The organism is Nocardia sp. NPDC050718 (assembly GCF_040654235.1).
Lineage (GTDB): Bacteria > Actinomycetota > Actinomycetes > Mycobacteriales > Mycobacteriaceae > Nocardia.
The window spans coordinates 516,541-534,898 of the sequence record NZ_JBFAHQ010000001.1 but is presented as its reverse complement, the minus strand read 5'-3'; the positions used below and the strand labels follow the sequence as shown (position 1 = coordinate 534,898).

The window sequence follows — 18,358 nt, the reverse complement described above, 5'->3', positions numbered from 1 at the left end:
GAAACGCGTATGGGCACCACCGAACCGCCCGTAATCCTCTCTGTCGTCATCCCGGTACTCGACGAAGCCTCGGTCATCGCCGCCTGCCTGGAGCGGCTGGTCGGTCAGGACGCCATCGACGAGATCGTCGTCGTCGACAACGGCAGCACCGACCGCACCCGGGAGATCGTCGCCGAGCTAGCCGCCCGACATCCGAAGATCGAGCTGATCGACGAGCCGAATCCCGGCGTCGCGCACGCCCGCAACACCGGCTTCGACAAGGCGCGCGGCGACTACCTCGGCCGCATCGACGCCGACACCATGGTCGCGCCCGACTGGGGCGCCACCGTGCGCGCGCACCTCGACGCGCATCCGGACACCGTCGCGGTGACCGGCATCAGCACCTACCACGACTCCCCGATCGGCTTCTTCCTCGCCGCCGCGATCGGTGGCCAGCAGCGCCTCGGCCTGATCAAGCACCAGCCCGTCGGCAATGTGCACGGCGCCAATATGGCGATCCGGCGGACCGCGTGGGAGCAGGTGCACGCGGACACCACCACCCGTCGCGACCTGCACGAAGACCTCGACCTCGCGCTCTGCCTGACCAAGGCGAAGCTGCGCATCGACCAGCTGCCGCAGCTGCGCGCGGAGATCTCGGCGCGCCGCCGCCAGACCCCGCCGAGCGTCTGGTGGAAGTACCAGCTGCGTGGCCTGGAGACCATCGCCAACCAGGGCTACAACGTGGTGGGCTTCCACCGCGCCGTGATCACCGGCGCCTGGGTGATGCACACCTCGCAGTGGCCGATCTACCGGGTGTGGGACTTCGACCGCAAGCGGTTCACGCTGCGTCCCGGCCGCCCCAGGGTCTCCCCCGTCGGCGACTGATCCCTCACTCTTCGGGCGTCACATACGGATTGGGCACGGTGGGCGGGAGCAGCGCCATCGCCGAGATGCGCTGCATCCCGCACACGACCATCAGATCCACCACGATCGACCGGATCTGCGCGAACACCACGTGCGCCGAAAGACCGGCCCCGACAACGAGTTCGGGCCTGGCTTTCTTGGCGACGCTGCGCAGCGCGCGGGTGGCCTCGGCCTGATCGGGCTGCTCGCCCGGATCGGCCAGCATCATCCTGCGGACCACATCGGTGGCGTTGCCGAGCTGGTCGACCAGGTCGATCAGGCGGGGGTCGAGCACCTCGTCGTCGCGGACGAGGGTCAGGGAACGGCGCAGCAGCACCCTGGTATTGCGGACCGCGTTGTCGAGCGGGTCGGCCGCCGAATGGATGCGGGCCAGGCGCTTGCGGGAGTTCCAGTACAGCGGCGAGATCCGGCTGACCTCGCGACCGCCCTCCAGCGCCGAGCGCAGGGCGTCGATCTGCTTCTGGGTGGCGCGCACCGCGGTCAGCGACTCGTGCACCTTGTCCGAGTCCTGCTCGAGCAGGCCGTCGGCGCAGGTGATCATCGACTTGCTCATCACCGACAGCACATCGGCCGCGTGCTCGCGGGCCCGGCGCACCGGATGCAGCGGGATCAGCCCGACCATGAGCACGCCGACCAGCCCGCCGACCAGGGCGTCGATCATCCGGCTCGGGCCCGCCCCCGGCGATTGGCTCAGCGTCGAGACCAGCACCGCCGACCCCGCGGCCTGGATCGTGATGATCGAGCCGCCGTCGAGGAACACCGAGCACGCCATCGCGGCGGCGACCACCAGGCCCACCTGCCAGACCCCGGTGCCGACCTGGGCGATGAACAGGTCACCGATGCCGATGCCGACGGCGACCCCGACCACCAGCTCCACCGAGCGCCGGATCCGGGCGCCGAAGGAGATGCCGATCGAGACGACCGCGGCGGTGGGCGCGAAGAACGGGTCGGGATGCCCGATGACGTTGTGCGCGATGAACCACGCCAGCGCCGCGCCGAGCGAGCACTGGATGATCGGGATGGTCGACAGACGCAGTCGCACCGCCGACGCCTTCAGGCGATCGACGGTGCTGTCCTTGGCGGCGGCGACGACCGGAGTCGCCGCGGCGACGACGGAATGGGGATCGCTCACCTACGGCTCGGATCCGGTCGCCGGCTCAATCCAGGCCGAGTTCGGCTGCCGCGTGCGGATCGCAGTCCTCGAGCAGGTCCAGGCAGCGGGCGTATTCCTCGGTCTCGCCGATGAGCTTGGCAGCCCTGGCCAGCGCGCCGACGCTGCGCAGGAAACCCTGGTTCGGCTCGTGATTCCACGGGACCGGGCCGAAACCCTTCCAGCCGTTGCGGCGCAGCAGGTCGAGGCCGCGGTGGTAGCCGGTGCGGGCGAAGGCGTAGGCGGCGACGGTGTCGTGGGTGACCTCGTCGCCGGCGCGCTCGAGCGAGGCCTCGGCCAGCTGCGCCCAGGCGATCGAGGCGGCCGGATGATCGGCGGCGACCTTGACCGGGTCGGCGCCCGCCGCGATGGCGTCCTCGGCGTCGATCAATTCGGGAAGGAGGACCGGCTGCGGTCCGAGCAGGTCACCGAAGGAGGTCATGGGTTCATTGTGCACCGCGGCCCGTCACGACGTCGCCCGGCCCGCCGCGAGGCGATCGGCGAACCCCTCGGCGCGACGCGCACTAGGCTGAGGCGCGAGTGGAACGTTCGAGCCTGAGCGAGGGGTACTAGGTGTCCGACCCGACCGACGAGAACAACGCGGCAGCCGACTCTGCCGACCCCGGCGCGACCGCCCAGCGGGGCGCCGATTCGTCGAGCACCGCGCCGTCGACCGGCGCGCCCAAGTCGACCCCCGAAGCGGTCACCGAACCGGGCAGGCCGACCGTTTCCCCAGGCACCACGGAGACCGTGGTCATCCGTCGCGGTGACCTGCCGGGTGCGGCCGGGCAGGGTTCGAGCCCGTCCGGACGGGCTGCCGACGCGGCCGGTCCTTCGGGCGGATCAGGCGATGCGCCGGGCAGTTCCTCGCCGGGACCCGGCAACGCGACCGGTGGCCGGCGCCCCGATGACCAGTCGACCGAGCGACATACGAACGCGCCCGGCGGACGCCAGTCCGCACCGCCATCGAGCGCGTCCGGCGGCCAGCAGCCGGCCGGACGCCCCGCCGGCGCTCCCGGCGGTCCGCGACCACAGGTCGGACCGGCAGCACCCCCGCCACGCCGAGCCCAGCCGGTCGGTCGTTCCTCGAACCCGGCTGCCGGACAGCGTCCTTCCGGCCCCGGCGGCCCGGGCAACCAGCCCGGCAGTCCCCGACCCCAGGGCGGACCCGGTGTGCCGCCGGGCCGTCCGAACGATGGTCCCGGTGGTCGTCCGGCATCCGGTCCGGGCAACACCCCGGGCGGCCTCGGTCCCCAAGGTGCGCCTGGTGCTCAAGGTCGGCCTGCGGCCCAGGGTGGCCCAGGCGCTCCCGGCGCCCAAGGTGGGCCCGGCGCTACCTTCGGTCGATCCGGCAATGTGCCTGGTGGACAACAGCATTCGGGACCGGGTGGGCCTCGGGTGGCGGGTGGCCCTGGCACGCCGCCGCATGCGGGACGGCCCGGTGCGGGCCCCGGTGGGCAACAGCCTTCCGTGCCCGGCGCGCGGCAGGGTTTCGGTCCGGGCAACGCACCCGGGCAGCCCTCCGATCGCCCCGGCGGACAGCCGGGTTCCAGCCCGGGCGATGATGGCCGGCGCCCCACAGGTCCCGGGTCCGATCGCCCTTCGGATGCGCGCGGACCACAGGCCGCCGGTCCCGGTAACGGGCCTGGCACGCAGCGATCCTCGGGTCCGGGCGCACCGCAGGTGGGTCGCGTGCCGGGCGCACCGGCCGGTGGTCGACCCGGCAATGCGCCTGGCGGACAGCCCGTTTCGGGTCCGGCCAACGGTGGTGGCGCCCCGGCTGGAGCCTCGCCGCTGGCTGGTCTCTCACAGGGCCTGCCCGGGGGGGATCGCGCGGACCAGAGCGGTGCGGACCCGGCGGGACGCGGCAACGAGCGCCCCGCCGACCTCGCCGGACCGGACGCCCCGACCACGGCGATGTCGATCCCGGGCCGGAAACCGGCCACCACCAAGGGTGATTCGGCCGACGACCGCACCGTCAAGGTCCCGAGCGCACAGTCCAGGGCGGCCCAGGCCGACATCTCGACCGCCGAGATGAACCAGGCCGACCGCCCGTCGAAGCCGGACGCGAAGCCCGGCAAGGCAACTGCCGCAGCGGCAGGCGTCGCGGTCGGCGCGGCCCTCGCCGGAGCCGCCGCCGCGGGCACTCGCGATTCCGACACGGACCAGGCAGCAGACGCGGCCACCGGCACCCCTGAAGACTCAGCGCGGGCGGACCGCAGCGCCGATGCGACTGATGCAACTCGAAGTGGTGAGTCGCCGGATGCCGACACCACGACAGGTGCCGATGCCGCAGCAGCAGGCTCACCGACCAGCACTGGCGCCGCAGGCGCTGGCACAGCAGCCGCTGGCGCAGGCGCGGGCAGGCCAGGCGCAGCTGGCGCAGGCGCGGCGGGCGCAGGCGCGGCGGGCGCAGGCGCGGCAAGCGCAGGCGCAGGTGGCGCGGGAGCAGCAGGCGCAGGTGGCGCTGGCGCAGCAGGCGCAGGCGCCGCAGACGCAAGTGGCGCAGGCGCGGGAGCAGCAGGCGCAGGTGGCGCTGGCGCAGCAGGCGCAGGCGCGGCTGGCGCAGCAGGCGCAGGCGCAGGCGCAGGTGGCGCTGGCGCAGGTGGCGCTGGCGCAGGTGGCGCTGGCGCAGCAGGCGCGGCTGGCGCAGGCGCAGCAGGCGCAGGCGCGGCAGGCGCAGCAGGCGCAGGCGCGGCAGGCGCAGCAGGCGCAGGCGCGGCAGGCGCAGGCGCTGGCGCAGCGGGCGCTGGCGCAGCTGGCGCGGGCGCAGCATCGAGCGCAGGCGCCAACGTTGCTGGCTCACCGACCGGCACGGGCGCTGCGGCGGCTGGATCGAACTCCGCTGTCGGAGATGCCGATTCGGTAGCGACCGGCTCTGCGGGGGCGAACGACAGCACTGCGGCGAAGGCAGGCTCCGCGGCGGCCGCAAGCGCTGCCGCCCAGGCCGATGAATCCGCAAGCGGCCGCTCGGCTGCCGGCGCTGATGCTGCGGCGGACGGTAGCCGCTCGGCCGGCGGCGCTGATGCTGCTGCGGCGGCAGACGGCCCCGGGGGCGACGGATCGGCTGCAGCGGGTCCGGGGGCAGGCGGGGCGGGGGCGAACGTCGCCGGTCCGCGAGGTGCCACGCAGGCCGATGCCGACGCACCCACGATCTCCGGAGTTGTCGCCGGCGAGGGTGTTTCGCGGTCTCGGGATGTCGACGCGACCGAGAAGTTCCAGACCGCAGCGGGTTCCGGCGACAAGGGCACGCCGCAGGGAGCGGGTACCAAGCAGGGAGGCCGACCAGGCGCGGACGCGGGTAATCGGCCAGGTGCTGCCGCTGCGGCGGCGGGAGCGGCGGGAGCGGCGGGCGCTGCGGCGGCGGGGGCGGCGGGTGCTGCCTTGTTGCGCAAGGGCGGGGGTGAGCCGCCCGCGTCGGAGGATCAGACGATCGCGATGCGGGTGGTGAATCCGGCGGACGCGCCGACCACCGCCATGCCGGTGCAGCGGCCGCAGGGGACGGATCGGGTGGTGCCGCCGTCGGGTGGCAGGCCGATGACACCGCCGCCGAATACCCCGCGTGGGCCCGCGGGGCCGCGGCAGGCCGGGCATCAGGGGCCCGCCGGGCCGCACGGGCCGGGGGTCGAGGAGACCCAGCCGTCGCCGCCGCGCGCGCCGATCGCACCGCCCAAGCCGGCGTCGGCGCCGTCGCCCGCCGACATCCAGCCGACGCGCCCCGCGCAGCAGCTGGCCGAGGGCAAGCGTCAGGTCGCGCCGCCGGAGGCACCGCGCCCGGTCGCGCCGCCGCGGCGAATCGAGGCTCCGCAGGAGGCCGCGGCCGACAAGCCGGCCCGCTCGAAGCGCTGGCTGCTGGCGGCGGCAGGCGCCGCGGTGCTGGTCATCGCCCTGATCGTCACCGTGGTGACGCTGATGACCGGTGGGGACAACTCGCCGGAGGGCCAGGTCCGCACCGCGATCGGCGCCTACGCCGACGCGCTGGGCTCCGGCGACCTGGACGACCTGCGGTCGAGCACGTGCGGCCAGCTGCACGACTTCTATCAGGGCATCACCGCCGACCAGTTCAAGGGCGTGCACCAGCTCTCGACCGAGCGCGGTTCCATCCCGGTCGTCGCCAGCGTGGATGCGGTGCGCATCACAGGCGACACCGCGCTGGCCGAGGCGACCGTGTACACCTCGGCCGATCCGGCGAAGCGGACCGCGCGGACCTTCGACCTGCAGCGCACCGACGGTAGCTGGAAGGTCTGCGACCCCGCGGGCACCCCGTAGCAGCGGTGTCGACCCGTCGTAGCGGCAGTTCATGGCCGCTATGACGGGTCACACATAACTGGTCATCCGCTTGGGTACTCGAGTAACATTTTCCGGATCATGAGCAGGGAACAGACAGTGTCGCAGCCGGGCACCGAAGCTGTGGTCCCGGATGCGGCGCTGGTCGGCCAGCGCTTCGGTTTCCGCGATCACTACGAGGTCGGCCGCGAAAAGATCCGGGAATTCGCCAGGGCCGTGCAGAACACGCACCCCGCCCACCACCAGGAAGTCGACGCGCGCAAGCTCGGGTACGACGGCGTCATCGCGCCGCCGACCTTCGCCTCGGTGATCGGGATGAGCGCCACCAGGGCGCTGCTCGACAGCGTGCTGACCGAGTATGACCTCTCCCAGGTGCTGCAGACCGACCAGGTCTTCGAGATCTACCGGCCCATGCTGGCCGGCGACCGGATCCGCACCGAGATCGAGATCGAGTCGATCCGCCAGTTCGGTGACAACGACTTCGTCAACGTCGGCTTCAAGCTGATCAACTCCGACGACGAGATCGCCGTGCAGGGCACCACCACCATCGTGGCCCGCCGCGGTGTCGAGGTGGACCCGAACATCGTCGAGGCCGTCGAGAACATCAGCATGCACGCCCGCCCGGCGGCCATCGCCGGCGTCGACACCGACGACATCCTGATCCGCCACACCGGCCCCGCACCCGCCACCCCGGAACGTGAGTTCGCGCCGGTCAACACCGTCCCCGAATTCGGCTCGGTGGCCAAGGGCGACGAACTGCCCGCCGGTATCGCCAAGGTGACCCGCGGCGACCTGGCCAACTACGCGGGCGTCTCCGGCGATCCGAACCCGATCCACTTCAGTGATCGCGCGGCCGAACTGGCCGGCCTGCCGACCGTGGTCGCCCACGGCCTGCTCACCATGGGCCTGGCCGCCCAGTACCTGAGCGACTGGCTCGGCGACCCGACCGCCATCGCGAAGCTGGCCGTGCGCTTCTCCGGTTTCGTGCCGGTGCCGCCGGCCGCCGCGGGCGTCATCGAGTTCTCCGGCAAGGTGAAGTCGGTCGACCCGGAGCGCCGTGGCGCCACCATCCTGCTGAGCGGAATCTCCGAGGGCCGCAAGCTCTTCGGCCGCGCGGTCGCCGAGGTCCGCCTAACCTGAGCAGTTCTCGCCGGTGGCCCGGGCGGATCGCCTAGGCCACCGCGATGAACGTCAGGATCGTCGCGCCGATGCGGATGAGGTCGCCGTCGGCGAGCAGGGCGCCGCTGTCGATCGGCACCTCGTTCACGTAGACGCCGTTGGCCGAATGCAGGTCCTTGATCAGCAGGCCGGCGCGGCTCGGCATGATGTGGGCGTGGTAGCGGCTGGCCTTCGGGTCGTCGAGGACCAGTTCGTTGTCGGTCATCCGGCCGATCCGTAAGCCGCCGTGCGGAATCGGGATGGTGCGGCCGTCGGCGAAGCGCAGATTGCCGTTGCGGATCGAGCGCGGCACCTCGGTGACCGTCTCGGTCATCGCGGCCGCGAGCTGCTCGGATCGCTTGGCCTCCACCACATTCAGCGGTTCCTGCCGCAGCACCCGCTGTTCCAGGTCGATCAGCGCGGCGCCGGGGTCGATGCCGAGTTCCTCGGCCAGCACGGCACGCACCCGGCGGCACGCCTCCAGCGCGTCGGCCTGGCGCCCGGACAGGTAGAGCGCGGTGATCAGCTGACCCCACAGCGGCTCGCGCAGCGGGTGCTCGTTGGTCATCGAGACCAGCTCGCCGATCACCGAAGACGCTCGGCCGCAGGCGATCTCGGCGTCGACGCGGGCGGAGACGGCCAGCAGCCGCTCCTCGTCCATCGCCGTGGCGAAACCGTCGGCGAACTGCAGCCCGGCCAGGTCGGCCAGCGCGCGGCCGGACCACTCCCGCAGCGCGACACCGAACAGATTGGCCGCGCCGGGGTGGTCGCCCACCTCCAGGCAGCGGCTCCCCGCCTCGCGCGCGTTCTCGAAGCGGCCGAGATCGCATGCGGTGTCCGGGATCTCGAGCCGATAGCCCGCGCCCTCGGTGCGCAGGACCTGAGCCGAGTCGATGCCCGCGTTGCGCAGGGCCTTGCGGATGTTCGAGACGAACACCTGCAGGCTGGCGGCGTAGGAGTCCGGCGGATCCTCGTTCCAGACCATCTCGGCCAGCACGGCAGAAGACACCGCGCGCCGTCGATTGACGGTGAGCGCGGCTAGCAGAGCGCGCGGCTTGGGCCCGCCGACCGCCACCGGCTCACCGCCGACCAGCAGTCGAACGGGCCCGAGCACACGGACATCAAGACTCATGAGCTCGGGCCCCGTTTGATTGTCGCGAAAAGGCCGATCAGGAACCGCTGACGGAGCGTCCGGCCGACTTCAGGTCGTTGCAGGCCTCGACGACGCGCGCGGCCATCGAGGTCTCGGCCTTCTTCAGGTAGCTGCGCGGGTCGTAGACCTTCTTGTTGCCGACCTCACCATCGATCTTCAGCACACCGTCGTAGTTGGCGAACATGTGGCCGGCCACCGGGCGGGTGAAGGCGTACTGGGTGTCGGTGTCGACGTTCATCTTCACGACGCCGTAGCGCAGCGAGTCCTCGATCTCGGACTTCAGCGAGCCCGAACCACCGTGGAAGACGAAGTCGAACGGCTGCGAGCCCTCGGGCAGCGCCAGCTTGGCGGCCGCGACGCGCTGGCCCTCGGCCAGCACCTCGGGCTTGAGCACCACGTTGCCCGGCTTGTACACGCCGTGCACGTTGCCGAAGGTGGCGGCCAGCAGGTACTTGCCGTTCTCCCCGGCGCCGAGCGCGTCGATGGTCTTCTCGAAGTCCTCGGGCGAGGTGTAGAGCTTGTCGTTGATCTCGGCCTCGACGCCGTCTTCCTCGCCACCGACGACGCCGATCTCGACCTCGAGGATGATGTTGGCGGACTTCGAGAGCTTCAGCAGCTCCTTGGCGATCTCGAGGTTCTCGTCGATCGGGATGGCCGAGCCGTCCCACATGTGCGACTGGAACAGCGGGTTCAGGCCGTTGTTCACCCGCTCCTGCGAGATGGCGAGCAGCGGACGCACGTAGGTGTCCAGCTTGTCCTTGGGGCAGTGGTCGGTGTGCAGCGCGATGGTCACGTCGTACCTGGCCGCCACCACATGCGCGAACTCGGCCAGCGCCACCGCGCCGGTGACCATGTCCTTCACGCCGAGACCGGAGCCGAACTCGGCGCCACCGGTCGAGAACTGGATGATCCCGTCGCTGCCCGCGTCCGCGAAGCCCTTGATGGCGGCGTTGATCGTCTCCGACGAAGTGCAGTTGATAGCCGGGAATGCGAACGAGTGCGCCTTGGCCCGGCCGAGCATCTCGGCGTAGACCTCCGGAGTCGCGATAGGCACAGCAGTGACCTCCGTGTGTGGGGAGCGAAAAACCAATTCTGTCAGGCGTCAGCCTACTGTGGGCCACTCATGTCACAGATTCGCCCGGTACTGTGGGGGCCGTGACTTTGCTGGCGGTATCCGATGCGGTGACGAACAACCTTGCGTTGACCCAGTTGCTGGACCCGATGTATCTGCTCCAGGAGACCTGGCTCAAGAACGCGGTCCTACCCGCCATCCTGGCGATCGTCTTCATCGAGACCGGTCTGCTGTTCCCGTTGCTGCCCGGTGACTCGCTGCTGTTCACCGGCGGCATGCTCGCCGCGCAGCCGAACCCGCCGGTCTCCATCTGGGTGCTCGTGCCGCTGGTGATCCTCGTCGCGTTCGCCGGTGACCAGTGCGCCTACTGGATCGGCCGGCGGATCGGTCCGGCGATCTTCCGCAAGGAGGACAGCCGCTTCTTCAAGAAGCAGTACATCACCGAGACGCACGAGTTCTTCGAGAAGCACGGCCCCAAGACCATCATCCTGGCCAGGTTCGTGCCGATCGTGCGCACGTTCATGCCGGTGCTGGCCGGGGTGTCCAAGATGGACTACCGCAAGTACGTGGCGTTCGACATCGTCGGCGCGGTGCTCTGGGGTGGCGGCGTCACGGTGCTCGGCTACTTCCTCGGCAACGTGCCCTTCATCCGCGACCACATCGAGGGCATCTTCCTGCTGATCGTGTTCGTCTCGATCCTGCCCGCGATCATCACCGTCGGTAAGAAGGTGCTCGACAAGCGTCGCGGTACCGCGCCCACCGAGGACGCGCCCGCCGCCGAGCTGGCCGCTTCGGCGAACGAGATCCGCTGAGCAAGTGACCGCAGTACCGTCGACCCTGGCACTGGGCAGCTTCGATCCACTGATCTCGGCAGGCCCCGCCGTGGTCTGGACGGTTGTACTCGTCTTCGTCTTCCTCGAATGCGCCTTCATCATCGGGCTGTTCCTGCCCGGTGACTCGATGCTGATCACCGCGGGCATCGTGATGGCCTCGCACGCCAACGGCGAAGCCCAGGTCTGGGCCCTGTCGCTGGGCACCATGGTGGCCGCGATCGCGGGTAACCAGGTGGGCTATGTCGTGGGCCAGCGCACCGGGCATCACCTGGTCGCGCGCAAGAACGGCCGCTATATCAACACCAGGAATCTGGCCAAGGTCACCGCGCTGCTGGAGAAACACGGCTTCCTCGCCGTGCTGGTGGCGCGCTGGATTCCGTGGGTGCGCACGCTGTGCCCGATGGTGGCGGGCGCGGCCGGGATGGACCATCGCCGCTACACCGTCGCCAGTACTCTCGGCGCGATCATCTGGGCCCCGGTGCTGCTGCTGATCGGCTACTACGCGGGCGAGTTCCTCGAGCAGGTGCCGTGGCTGATGCCCGCGGTGATCGGCACGATGATCGTCGGCCTGATCATCGGCACGATCCTCGGCCTGCGCCACTACCGCCAGGAGATGGCCAAGCCGGCCGAGGACTTCGATGTCGAGCGGGCGCCCAGCGTCGTCGGCGAGGCCGAGCGCTGAGGCTCACAGCCCGGCGGCGGTGACCTGGTAGGCGGCTTCCATCAGCATCCAGCCGGACAGCTGCACCGACAGGTCGCGTTCCGGCACGACCGAGGCCGTCACGGAGCCGCCCGCCGTGAACTTGCCCGCACCGGCCGTGCCGCCGGGTAAGCGGGCGGGCTTGCTCCAGTCGTGGCCGAACAGCGGCTCACCCTCGACCTCGAGCCGGTTGGCCCAGGCCGCGGTGGCGGACGCCTTCACGATGGCCGCCGCGGTCCGCCGATCGGTCTCCTGCTGCTTGCCCTCGCCGGGCAGCATCAGCGCGACGACCGCCAGGTAGCGGGCCAGGATGCCGTTGAACAGGCCGCCGTCACCACCGCCGCCGCCGGAGATCACCAGGCGGGTGGTCATGTGCTCCTCGACGGCGGCCAGCAGGCGGCCGACCCGCGCGATGTGCCGCTCGTCGTCGTCGATGTGCACGGCCAGCTCGGTCTCCAGACCGAGCACGACGCCCTGGCAGTAGCTGAACACCGGCCGTTCGATCTCGCCGGACGGCAGGTGGATGCCGTCGAGGATCAGGCCGGACTCGGGATCGCGCAGGGTGGCGTCGATCCAGTCGGCCATCTCCTGCGCGCGCTCGACCCGGCCCAGGCGCAGCAGCGCGATGCCCGCCGGGCCGTTGGCGGGCGCGTTGAAGAAGTCCGAGCGGACCCGCCACGGGATGCCGCCGCCGGTGTCCGGGTCCCAGGCGCCGTAGAGCTGCTGTTCGAGCGCGGCCAGGCCGCGCCGGGCCTCGGTCAGGTCCTGGGTGCGCTCGGCGCGTTCCAGCGCGATCGCGAGCCAGGCCATGTCGTCGTAGTAGCGGTTGGTCCAGCCGGTGATGTTGCGCATGCGGATGGCGCGGGCGATCGCGCCGATCCGCCTGCGCCGGGCGGGGGTGGGCACCCGGTTGGCGGCGTCGACCGCGATGTCGAGCAGGTGCGCCTGCCACCAGTAGTGCCAGCCGGCGAAGGCGCGTTCGCGCCGGGTGGCCGGCCAGCCGACGACACCCAATTCCGTTCCGGGACAACCCCACAGCATGCGCAGGTGCCGCGAGATGATCGCGGACTCGGCCATGTCGGCGCGCTCGGACCACAGCGCCGGTGTCGGCACGGATCCGGCGCGATCAGTGGGCTGTGGGCGCCGGCCGCTGCGCGAGGTCATAGCACCATGGTGCCAGTTGCTGCCCGGTTTCCGCGCCCGTTCTGTTACCGATTCGAGGCTGATTCGATCACAACCGGGCCGATACACACATGGACACGGTCAGGAACCGACCGCTACCAGGCCAGCGACAGGTCGGCGTGTTGCCTGATCCAGGCGTGCATGGCGATCCCGGCGGCGACGCCGGCGTTGATACTGCGCGTCGAACCGAACTGGGCGATCGAGACCGTCAGCGCCGCAGCGTCTTTCGCGTCATCGCTGACGCCGGGCCCTTCCTGGCCGAACAGCAGCAGGCAGTCGCGGGGCAGTTGCGCGGTCTCCAGCGGGACGGCGCCGGGCACATTGTCGACCGCGACGACGGTCAACCCCTCGGCCGCGGCGAATTGGCGCAGCTCGGCCAGGTCGCTGTGGTGCACGAGGTGCTGGTAGCGGTCGGTGACCATGGCGCCGCGCCGGTTCCACCGCCGCCTGCCGACGATGTGCACCGCGGCCGCGGCGAAGGCGTTGGCGGTGCGGACCACCGTGCCGATATTGGCGTCGTGCCCGAAGTTCTCGATGGCCACGTGGAAGGGAAAGCGGCGCGCATCGATGTCGGCGACGATCGCCTCGCGGGTCCAGTACCGGTAGGCGTCGACGACATTGCGCCGGTCGCCCTCGGCCAGCAGCACCGGGTCGTAGCGATCGTCGGTGGGCGCCGGGGTGCCGTACTCCTGCTCCCACGGCCCGAGCCCGTGCGGATGCTCGCCCCATTCGGTCGGACCCGCGACCTCGACCTCGGGCGATGGCACTGACTCGTTCACCCGGAGAATGCTAGGTGGACCTCGGCTAGGCCGTTGATTCGGCTGCCCCCACGAGGACGAACACCACCACACTCGCCACGGTGACGAGCAGCGCCACCACGAGCACCGCGGTGCCGACGATCCCCATGATGTAGCCGGCGTACGCCTGCGAACGGCCACCGACCCGGCCCTGCGACGCGTCGATCTCCGCGAGCACGGAGCGGCCCTTCGCCCAGGCGAACGGCGCGAGGATGCCGCACAGCGCGAGTCCGAGGATGCCGAGGATCAGCGCCGTGGTCGCCTGCGGATGGTCCGGCGGCGGCCCGTAGCCGGGATATCCCTGCGGCGGGGGCTGAGTGCTCATGCGCGAATCGTAATCCCGGACGCCAGGAAGCGGGCGGTGACGCGACCTATCCTGGAGGCGTAGGGCTCACGGGTGGTTGTCGGTATGGAGCACACGCGCATTGTTCAGGCGCTGACCTGCGTCGTCGCGATGTATCTGGTCGCGCTCGCGGTCTGGCTCGGCTGGCTCGCCCCGCATACGCCGCCGGGCACGATGCCCTATCAGGTCCTCATCATGGTCGGGTTGTTCGGTTCGTGCGCCGGTATCGCGATGGCGATCGCGTCGATGCCGACCAGGGCCGACCGCAAGCTGCGCAGGCACGGGCTGGAGGGCTGGGCGCGCATCGACGGCATGCGCCCGCTGGCGCGCACCGATCATTCCAGTGAGCTCACCGAATTCGACGTCGAGCTGACCGTGCCGGGGTCGGCCACCTATCACGGGAAGATCGTGGTGGACGTGATGCCGGTCGACAAATCCCGGATGACGATCGGCCAGACCATCCCGATCCGCGTCGACCCGCTGAACAGGAACCGCATCATGCTTGTGCTGTAGCCCCCGGCGTCGGCAGGCCGACGATCGGTTTGCCGCGGCGCAGGGTGCGTTGCCAGCGCTGGAAGTCGAAGACGGCGGGTTCGGTGCTGTCGATGAAGGCGCGGATCAGTTTCACGAAACGGTCCGGGTCGTAGTGGTGCGGGAAATGTCCAGCGCCGTCGAAGATCTCGAGCATCGAGCCGGGGAACGCGCGGTGCGCGCGTTCGGCGTGGCCGGAGGGGATGACGGTGTCGCGGGTGCCGCCGATGATGAGCGTCGGCAGGTGCGCGGCGAGGTAGCCGCGGTCGAGCATGGTGATGGACTGTCCGTGCCGGTCGGCGGCGGCGCGGATGGTGCGCAGGAACGCGTTGCGCGCGCCGGTGTCGGACAGCTGGCCGTAGAGGCGAAGCACGTAGTCGACGTCCGGGCCGACCCCGAGGCCGCCGAGCCCGTTGACCACCGGGATCGCCGCGCGCACGACGGTGCGCACCGGCCAGCTGGTCACCGCCATCAGTCCGGGACCGGCGCCGGGCAGCGTGGCCAGCCGGAACGCCGGATGCACCCCCGCGCCCATCCCCGCCGGGCAGACCAGCGCCAGCCGCTCCACCTTCTCCGGGAACTGGTAGGCGAATTGCATCGCGACGCCGCCGCCGAGCGAATGCCCGACCACGGTCACCCGCTCGAAGCCGAGCACGCTGAGCAGATCACGCATGCCGTTCGCGTAGGCGGCGACGGCGTAGTCGGCCCGGGGCTTGTCCGATTCGCCGTGGCCGAGCAGGTCGGGCGCGAGCACGGTGAAATGCTCGGCGAGCGCGTCGAACACCGGCGCCCAGGTCCCCGAGCTGTCGGAGATGCCGTGGATGAGCAACAGCGGCGGCCCCGACCCCGCCATCCGGAACGCGCGGCGATAGCCGTGCACCTCGATGAACTGCACTTCCCCGGTCATCTTCGAAGCGTGCGCGGCCGGTGTTGCCGCCCGAGGACGCCCAGGTAAGCGCTGTGTGACAGGGAGTATCAGGCACCGCGCCGAGGCGTGCCGACCTCCGGATCGGTGAGGAGGTACTGCGCGGCCGCGTAGGTCGCCAGGATGACGCCTTCGCTGATCCGGCGGGTCCGGTCGTCACGCGCGAACAGGCGGCGCAGCACGATCAGGCCGTCCGACACCGTGAACAACAGCGCGCCGACACCCAGCCTGCTACGCGGGTCACCGTTCGGGATGTTCAGTCCGGCGACATTGCGCGCACCGGGCGCGAGGGCCGGATCGGAGGCCAGCGTCGCGGCGGTGCCGAGCGTGGCGCCGTAGGCGGTCAGCGGCACCGCGAGCACCGGGGCCTTGGCCCGCAGCAGCCCGGCCGCACCCGCCCACGCCACCAGCCGGGGCGCGGCGATCGCGGCACGCGGCCTGGCACCGCGCCGCCACCACAGCATCGAGTACCCGGTCTGCATGACGGCGAACGAGGACGCGCCCGCGATCAGGCGCTTGTCGTCGTCGGGGTCGATCAGCAGCACGTCACCGACGGTGGCCGCGGCCAGCGAGCCGAGCAGGATGCGGCGTTCGGCCGGATCGAGCTCGATCCCGCTGGTGACGGTGTCGGCCGCCAGCAGTGGCATGAGCAGTGGCTTGGTCAGCCATTGCAGCCGTTCGCGACCGGTGACGGCACCGAAGACGGTGACCGCCGCCGCCGCGAGATATCCGGCTCGCAGCGGTCGCACGTCAGAAGCTCGTTTCCTTCGGGGCGGGCGGCAGGGTGACGACCTGGCCCGCGTAGCTCAGTCCGGCGCCGAACCCGAGCAGCAGCGCCAGCTGACCACCCTTCGCCTTGCCGGTGACCAGCATCTCCTCCATCGCCAGCGGGATCGAGGCGGCCGAGGTGTTACCGGTGTGCTCGATGTCGTTGGCCATCGGGATGCCGTCGGCCAGGCCGAGGTTCTTCTTCATCAGCTCGTTGATCCGCGCGTTGGCCTGGTGCGGGATGAACACCTCGATGTCCTCCTTGGCCACGCCGGAGGCGTCCAGCGCCGCCGACAGCGCGCGCGGCAGCGTCACCGCGGCCCAGCGGAAGACCTTGGGGCCCTCCATGTGCAGCGACATCCGGCCGATCGGCTCGACCGCGGGGTCGGTGCCCTGCATGGCCTGGGCCTTGTTCATGTACGCGAGGAAGTCGACGTCCTGGGCGATGGCCTCGGCGTTCTCGCCGTCGCTGCCCCAGACCGTCGGCGAGATGCCGTTCTCCTCGGCCGGGCCGACGACCACGGCGCCCGCGCCGTCACCGAAGATCATCGCGGTGCCGCGGTCGGTCGGATCGAGGCCGACGGTCATCGTCTCGGCGCCGATCACCAGCACGTATTCGACCGAACCGGCTCGGATCAGGTCGGCGGCGACGCCGAGGCCGTACCCGAAACCGCCGCAACCGGAGGTGAGGTCGAAGGCCGCGACGCCGTTGAGACCGAGGTCGGAGGCCACCGAGGGGGCGCCGTGCGGGGTGAGCTTGAGCCAGCTCGAGGTGCACAGCAGCACCGCGCCGATCTTGTCGCGCTCGATCGGGGTGTTCTTCAGTGCGCGATCACCCGCGGCGACGGCGATCGACCGGATGGTCTCGTCGCCACTGATCCAGCGGCGGTTGTGGATACCGGTGCGCTCGAAGATCCACTCGGGCGTCGAGTCGAGCTGTTCGCACACTTCAGCATTGCTGACGATGCGCTGCGGTCGGTACGCACCGATCCCGAGCATCGCAACGTTGTCACGACTCTTGTTAACTGCAATGCTCACCACAGGTGACTCACACGTCCTTCAGACTTACCGGACGACCACATCGTCATCCAGGTTTGGCGTTGTTCAGGCTAACCCAGAGCAAGGTCATCGAGACCGAGGATGGACCGATACTCCAGTCCCTCCGCGGCGATGACCTGGTCAGCACCGGTTTCCCGGTCGACGACGGTGGCGACGCCGACCACGATCGCGCCCGCGTCGCGCAGCGCGCGAACCGCGGTCAGCGGCGAGTTGCCGGTGGTGGTGGTGTCCTCGACGACCAGCACCCGTTTGCCGACGATGTCGGGGCCCTCGATCTGGCGCTGCATGCCGTGCGCCTTGGCGGCCTTGCGGACGACGAACGCGTCGATCGGACGACCCGGCGCGTGCATGACCGCCATCGCGACCGGATCGGCGCCCATGGTGAGTCCACCGACGGCGTCGAAGTCCCAGTCGGCGACCAGCTCGCGCAGCAGCGAACCGATCAGCGGGGCGGCCTGGTGGTGCAGCGTCGCGCGGCGCAGGTCGACGTAGTAGTCGGCCTCCTTGCCCGAGGACAGCGTCACCTTGCCGTGCACGACCGCGAGCTCGCGCACGAGCGCGGCCAGCTGGTCGCGATCCGCCTCGGTGAGCGCCTGACGTGCCTGGTCGATCATCGTTTGCGTGTCCTTTCGGTCATGAGCCGGGCCGGTGATAACGCTACGCGCTGCTTCTCGGCCCAGCGCTCATGCCCTAGGTCCGTCCGCGCGCGTTGAAGAGTCCGCGATTGAGGCGGGTCACCAGGGTGCGCGGGACGAACCCCGCCACCGCGGTGAGCACCTTGTACTGCACACCGGGCACGCTGATCACCTTGCCGGAATCCAGATCCTGCAGGCACCCGTCGACGACCTGGTCGACGTCGAGCCACAGGCGCTTCGGCAGCGAACCCATCTCGATGCCTGCGCGCTCGTGGAACTCGGTGTGCACGAACCCGGGGCACAGCGCCTGGACGCGGACACCGGTGCCCGCCAATCCACCCGCCAACCCCTCCGAGAAGGATACGACGTAGGCCTTGGAGGCCGAGTAGGTCGACCCCCGGCCGGGGATCAGCCCGGCCACACTCGCCACGTTCACGATCGACCCGCTCGCCGCGGCGATCATCGCGGGCAGCGCGGCCCGGCTCAGCTGGAGCACCGAGGTGACGTTGACGTCGAGCTGGGCCTGCAACTCGGCGGGCTCGAGCGTCCAGAACTCCCCCGAATGCGCGAAACCCGCGTTGTTCACCAGGAATTCGAGGCCCTGCGCGGCGCGCTCGGCGACCCTGGCGCGGTCCTCGTCGTCGGCGAGGTCGGCGACGAGCACCTCGGCGGAGGTGGCGTAGCGGCGGCCGAGCTCATCGGCGAGCGCGCGCAGCCGCTCCTCGTTCCTGGCGACGAGCACCAGGTCGTAGCCGAGGCTGGCGAGGCGGTGGGCGAATCCCTGCCCGATCCCGGACGTCGGTCCGGTGATCATGGCGACGGGACGGTGCACGCCGGGTAGGCGCACGGGACTATCGGTCAT

General features: G+C 70.8%; 20 protein-coding genes. 7 read left to right on the top strand and 13 right to left on the bottom strand.

Annotated elements, in window-relative coordinates:
- The first annotated feature begins 9 nt into the window (after positions 1 to 9).
- Entirely contained in the window at positions 10 to 864 is an 855-nt protein-coding gene (locus tag AB0H54_RS02450; protein WP_357342235.1) for a glycosyltransferase, read from the top strand.
- 4 nt (positions 865 to 868) lie between these two features.
- Here AB0H54_RS02450 and AB0H54_RS02445 read toward each other — a convergent pair whose 3' ends face one another.
- The 3 genes from AB0H54_RS02445 to AB0H54_RS02435 form a co-directional block, all read right to left on the bottom strand.
- A complete protein-coding gene (locus AB0H54_RS02445; protein WP_357342234.1) occupies positions 869 to 2,035 on the bottom strand; it encodes an FUSC family protein in 1,167 nt (388 codons plus the stop codon).
- Positions 2,036 to 2,060: 25 nt separating this feature from the next.
- The gene (locus AB0H54_RS02440; protein ID WP_355274722.1) at positions 2,061 to 2,495 is read right to left on the bottom strand and encodes a DUF3151 domain-containing protein; all 435 of its coding nucleotides are present in this window, start codon (positions 2,493 to 2,495) and stop codon (positions 2,061 to 2,063) included.
- 127 nt (positions 2,496 to 2,622) lie between these two features.
- Positions 2,623 to 2,793: a hypothetical protein gene (locus AB0H54_RS02435; RefSeq protein WP_357342233.1), complete on the bottom strand. Its 171-nt coding sequence runs from the start codon at positions 2,791 to 2,793 to the stop codon at positions 2,623 to 2,625.
- A 1,496-nt stretch (positions 2,794 to 4,289) separates the two neighbouring features.
- Here AB0H54_RS02435 and AB0H54_RS02430 point away from each other — a divergent pair.
- The 3 genes from AB0H54_RS02430 to AB0H54_RS02420 all read left to right on the top strand — a co-directional run bounded on the left by AB0H54_RS02430 (position 4,290) and on the right by AB0H54_RS02420 (position 7,480).
- Positions 4,290 to 4,922: a hypothetical protein gene (locus AB0H54_RS02430; protein WP_357342232.1), complete on the top strand. Its 633-nt coding sequence runs from the start codon at positions 4,290 to 4,292 to the stop codon at positions 4,920 to 4,922.
- Between the two features lie 515 nt (positions 4,923 to 5,437).
- Positions 5,438 to 6,322, top strand: a complete 885-nt coding sequence (locus AB0H54_RS02425; RefSeq protein ID WP_357342231.1) for a hypothetical protein — start codon at positions 5,438 to 5,440, stop codon at positions 6,320 to 6,322.
- Positions 6,323 to 6,421: 99 nt separating this feature from the next.
- The gene (locus AB0H54_RS02420) at positions 6,422 to 7,480 is read left to right on the top strand and encodes a fused (3R)-hydroxyacyl-ACP dehydratase subunits HadA/HadB (RefSeq protein WP_357342230.1); all 1,059 of its coding nucleotides are present in this window, start codon (positions 6,422 to 6,424) and stop codon (positions 7,478 to 7,480) included.
- 31 nt (positions 7,481 to 7,511) lie between these two features.
- On the opposite strand, the gene AB0H54_RS02415 is transcribed toward AB0H54_RS02420, so the two are convergent.
- Positions 7,512 to 8,630, bottom strand: a complete 1,119-nt coding sequence (locus AB0H54_RS02415; RefSeq protein WP_357342229.1) for a BTAD domain-containing putative transcriptional regulator — start codon at positions 8,628 to 8,630, stop codon at positions 7,512 to 7,514.
- A 37-nt stretch (positions 8,631 to 8,667) separates the two neighbouring features.
- On the bottom strand, positions 8,668 to 9,705 hold the full coding sequence (gene fbaA / locus AB0H54_RS02410; protein ID WP_355274735.1) for a class II fructose-bisphosphate aldolase: 1,038 nt from the start codon (positions 9,703 to 9,705) through the stop codon (positions 8,668 to 8,670).
- Positions 9,706 to 9,872: 167 nt separating this feature from the next.
- Between fbaA and AB0H54_RS02405 the strand changes: the two genes are divergently transcribed.
- Both AB0H54_RS02405 and AB0H54_RS02400 read left to right on the top strand, forming a co-directional pair.
- Positions 9,873 to 10,535 (top strand): VTT domain-containing protein, encoded by a 663-nt coding sequence (locus AB0H54_RS02405; RefSeq protein ID WP_355275405.1) that lies wholly within the window; start codon positions 9,873 to 9,875, stop codon positions 10,533 to 10,535.
- Between the two features lie 4 nt (positions 10,536 to 10,539).
- On the top strand, positions 10,540 to 11,238 hold the full coding sequence (locus tag AB0H54_RS02400) for a DedA family protein (protein ID WP_355274738.1): 699 nt from the start codon (positions 10,540 to 10,542) through the stop codon (positions 11,236 to 11,238).
- 3 nt (positions 11,239 to 11,241) lie between these two features.
- Here AB0H54_RS02400 and AB0H54_RS02395 read toward each other — a convergent pair whose 3' ends face one another.
- The 3 genes from AB0H54_RS02395 to AB0H54_RS02385 form a co-directional block, all read right to left on the bottom strand.
- Positions 11,242 to 12,333, bottom strand: coding sequence for a glycoside hydrolase family 76 protein (locus AB0H54_RS02395; protein ID WP_355275407.1), 1,092 nt, complete (start codon positions 12,331 to 12,333; stop codon positions 11,242 to 11,244).
- Positions 12,334 to 12,533: 200 nt separating this feature from the next.
- Positions 12,534 to 13,217: a TrmH family RNA methyltransferase gene (locus AB0H54_RS02390; RefSeq protein WP_357342228.1), complete on the bottom strand. Its 684-nt coding sequence runs from the start codon at positions 13,215 to 13,217 to the stop codon at positions 12,534 to 12,536.
- Positions 13,218 to 13,242: 25 nt separating this feature from the next.
- On the bottom strand, positions 13,243 to 13,560 hold the full coding sequence (locus AB0H54_RS02385; RefSeq protein ID WP_355274742.1) for a DUF4190 domain-containing protein: 318 nt from the start codon (positions 13,558 to 13,560) through the stop codon (positions 13,243 to 13,245).
- Between the two features lie 84 nt (positions 13,561 to 13,644).
- Here AB0H54_RS02385 and AB0H54_RS02380 point away from each other — a divergent pair, with 84 nt between their 5' ends.
- Positions 13,645 to 14,091 carry a hypothetical protein gene (locus AB0H54_RS02380; RefSeq protein WP_355274744.1) on the top strand — a complete coding sequence of 149 codons (447 nt, stop codon included), beginning with the start codon at positions 13,645 to 13,647 and terminating at the stop codon, positions 14,089 to 14,091.
- Here the strand turns inward: AB0H54_RS02380 and AB0H54_RS02375 are convergent.
- From AB0H54_RS02375 to AB0H54_RS02355, 5 genes are all read right to left on the bottom strand, one after another.
- Positions 14,075 to 15,016, bottom strand: a complete 942-nt coding sequence (locus AB0H54_RS02375) for an alpha/beta fold hydrolase (RefSeq protein ID WP_357342227.1) — start codon at positions 15,014 to 15,016, stop codon at positions 14,075 to 14,077. The two genes, AB0H54_RS02380 and AB0H54_RS02375, sit on opposite strands and share 17 nt — an antisense overlap.
- 68 nt (positions 15,017 to 15,084) lie before the next feature.
- On the bottom strand, positions 15,085 to 15,783 hold the full coding sequence (locus tag AB0H54_RS02370) for a lysoplasmalogenase (RefSeq protein WP_357342226.1): 699 nt from the start codon (positions 15,781 to 15,783) through the stop codon (positions 15,085 to 15,087).
- Between the two features lies 1 nt (position 15,784).
- Positions 15,785 to 16,843 carry a beta-ketoacyl-ACP synthase 3 gene (locus tag AB0H54_RS02365; protein WP_357342224.1) on the bottom strand — a complete coding sequence of 353 codons (1,059 nt, stop codon included), beginning with the start codon at positions 16,841 to 16,843 and terminating at the stop codon, positions 15,785 to 15,787.
- 68 nt (positions 16,844 to 16,911) lie between these two features.
- Positions 16,912 to 17,475 carry an orotate phosphoribosyltransferase gene (gene pyrE / locus AB0H54_RS02360; RefSeq protein ID WP_019049751.1) on the bottom strand — a complete coding sequence of 188 codons (564 nt, stop codon included), beginning with the start codon at positions 17,473 to 17,475 and terminating at the stop codon, positions 16,912 to 16,914.
- 76 nt (positions 17,476 to 17,551) lie between these two features.
- The gene (locus AB0H54_RS02355; protein WP_355274757.1) at positions 17,552 to 18,358 is read right to left on the bottom strand and encodes an SDR family NAD(P)-dependent oxidoreductase; all 807 of its coding nucleotides are present in this window, start codon (positions 18,356 to 18,358) and stop codon (positions 17,552 to 17,554) included.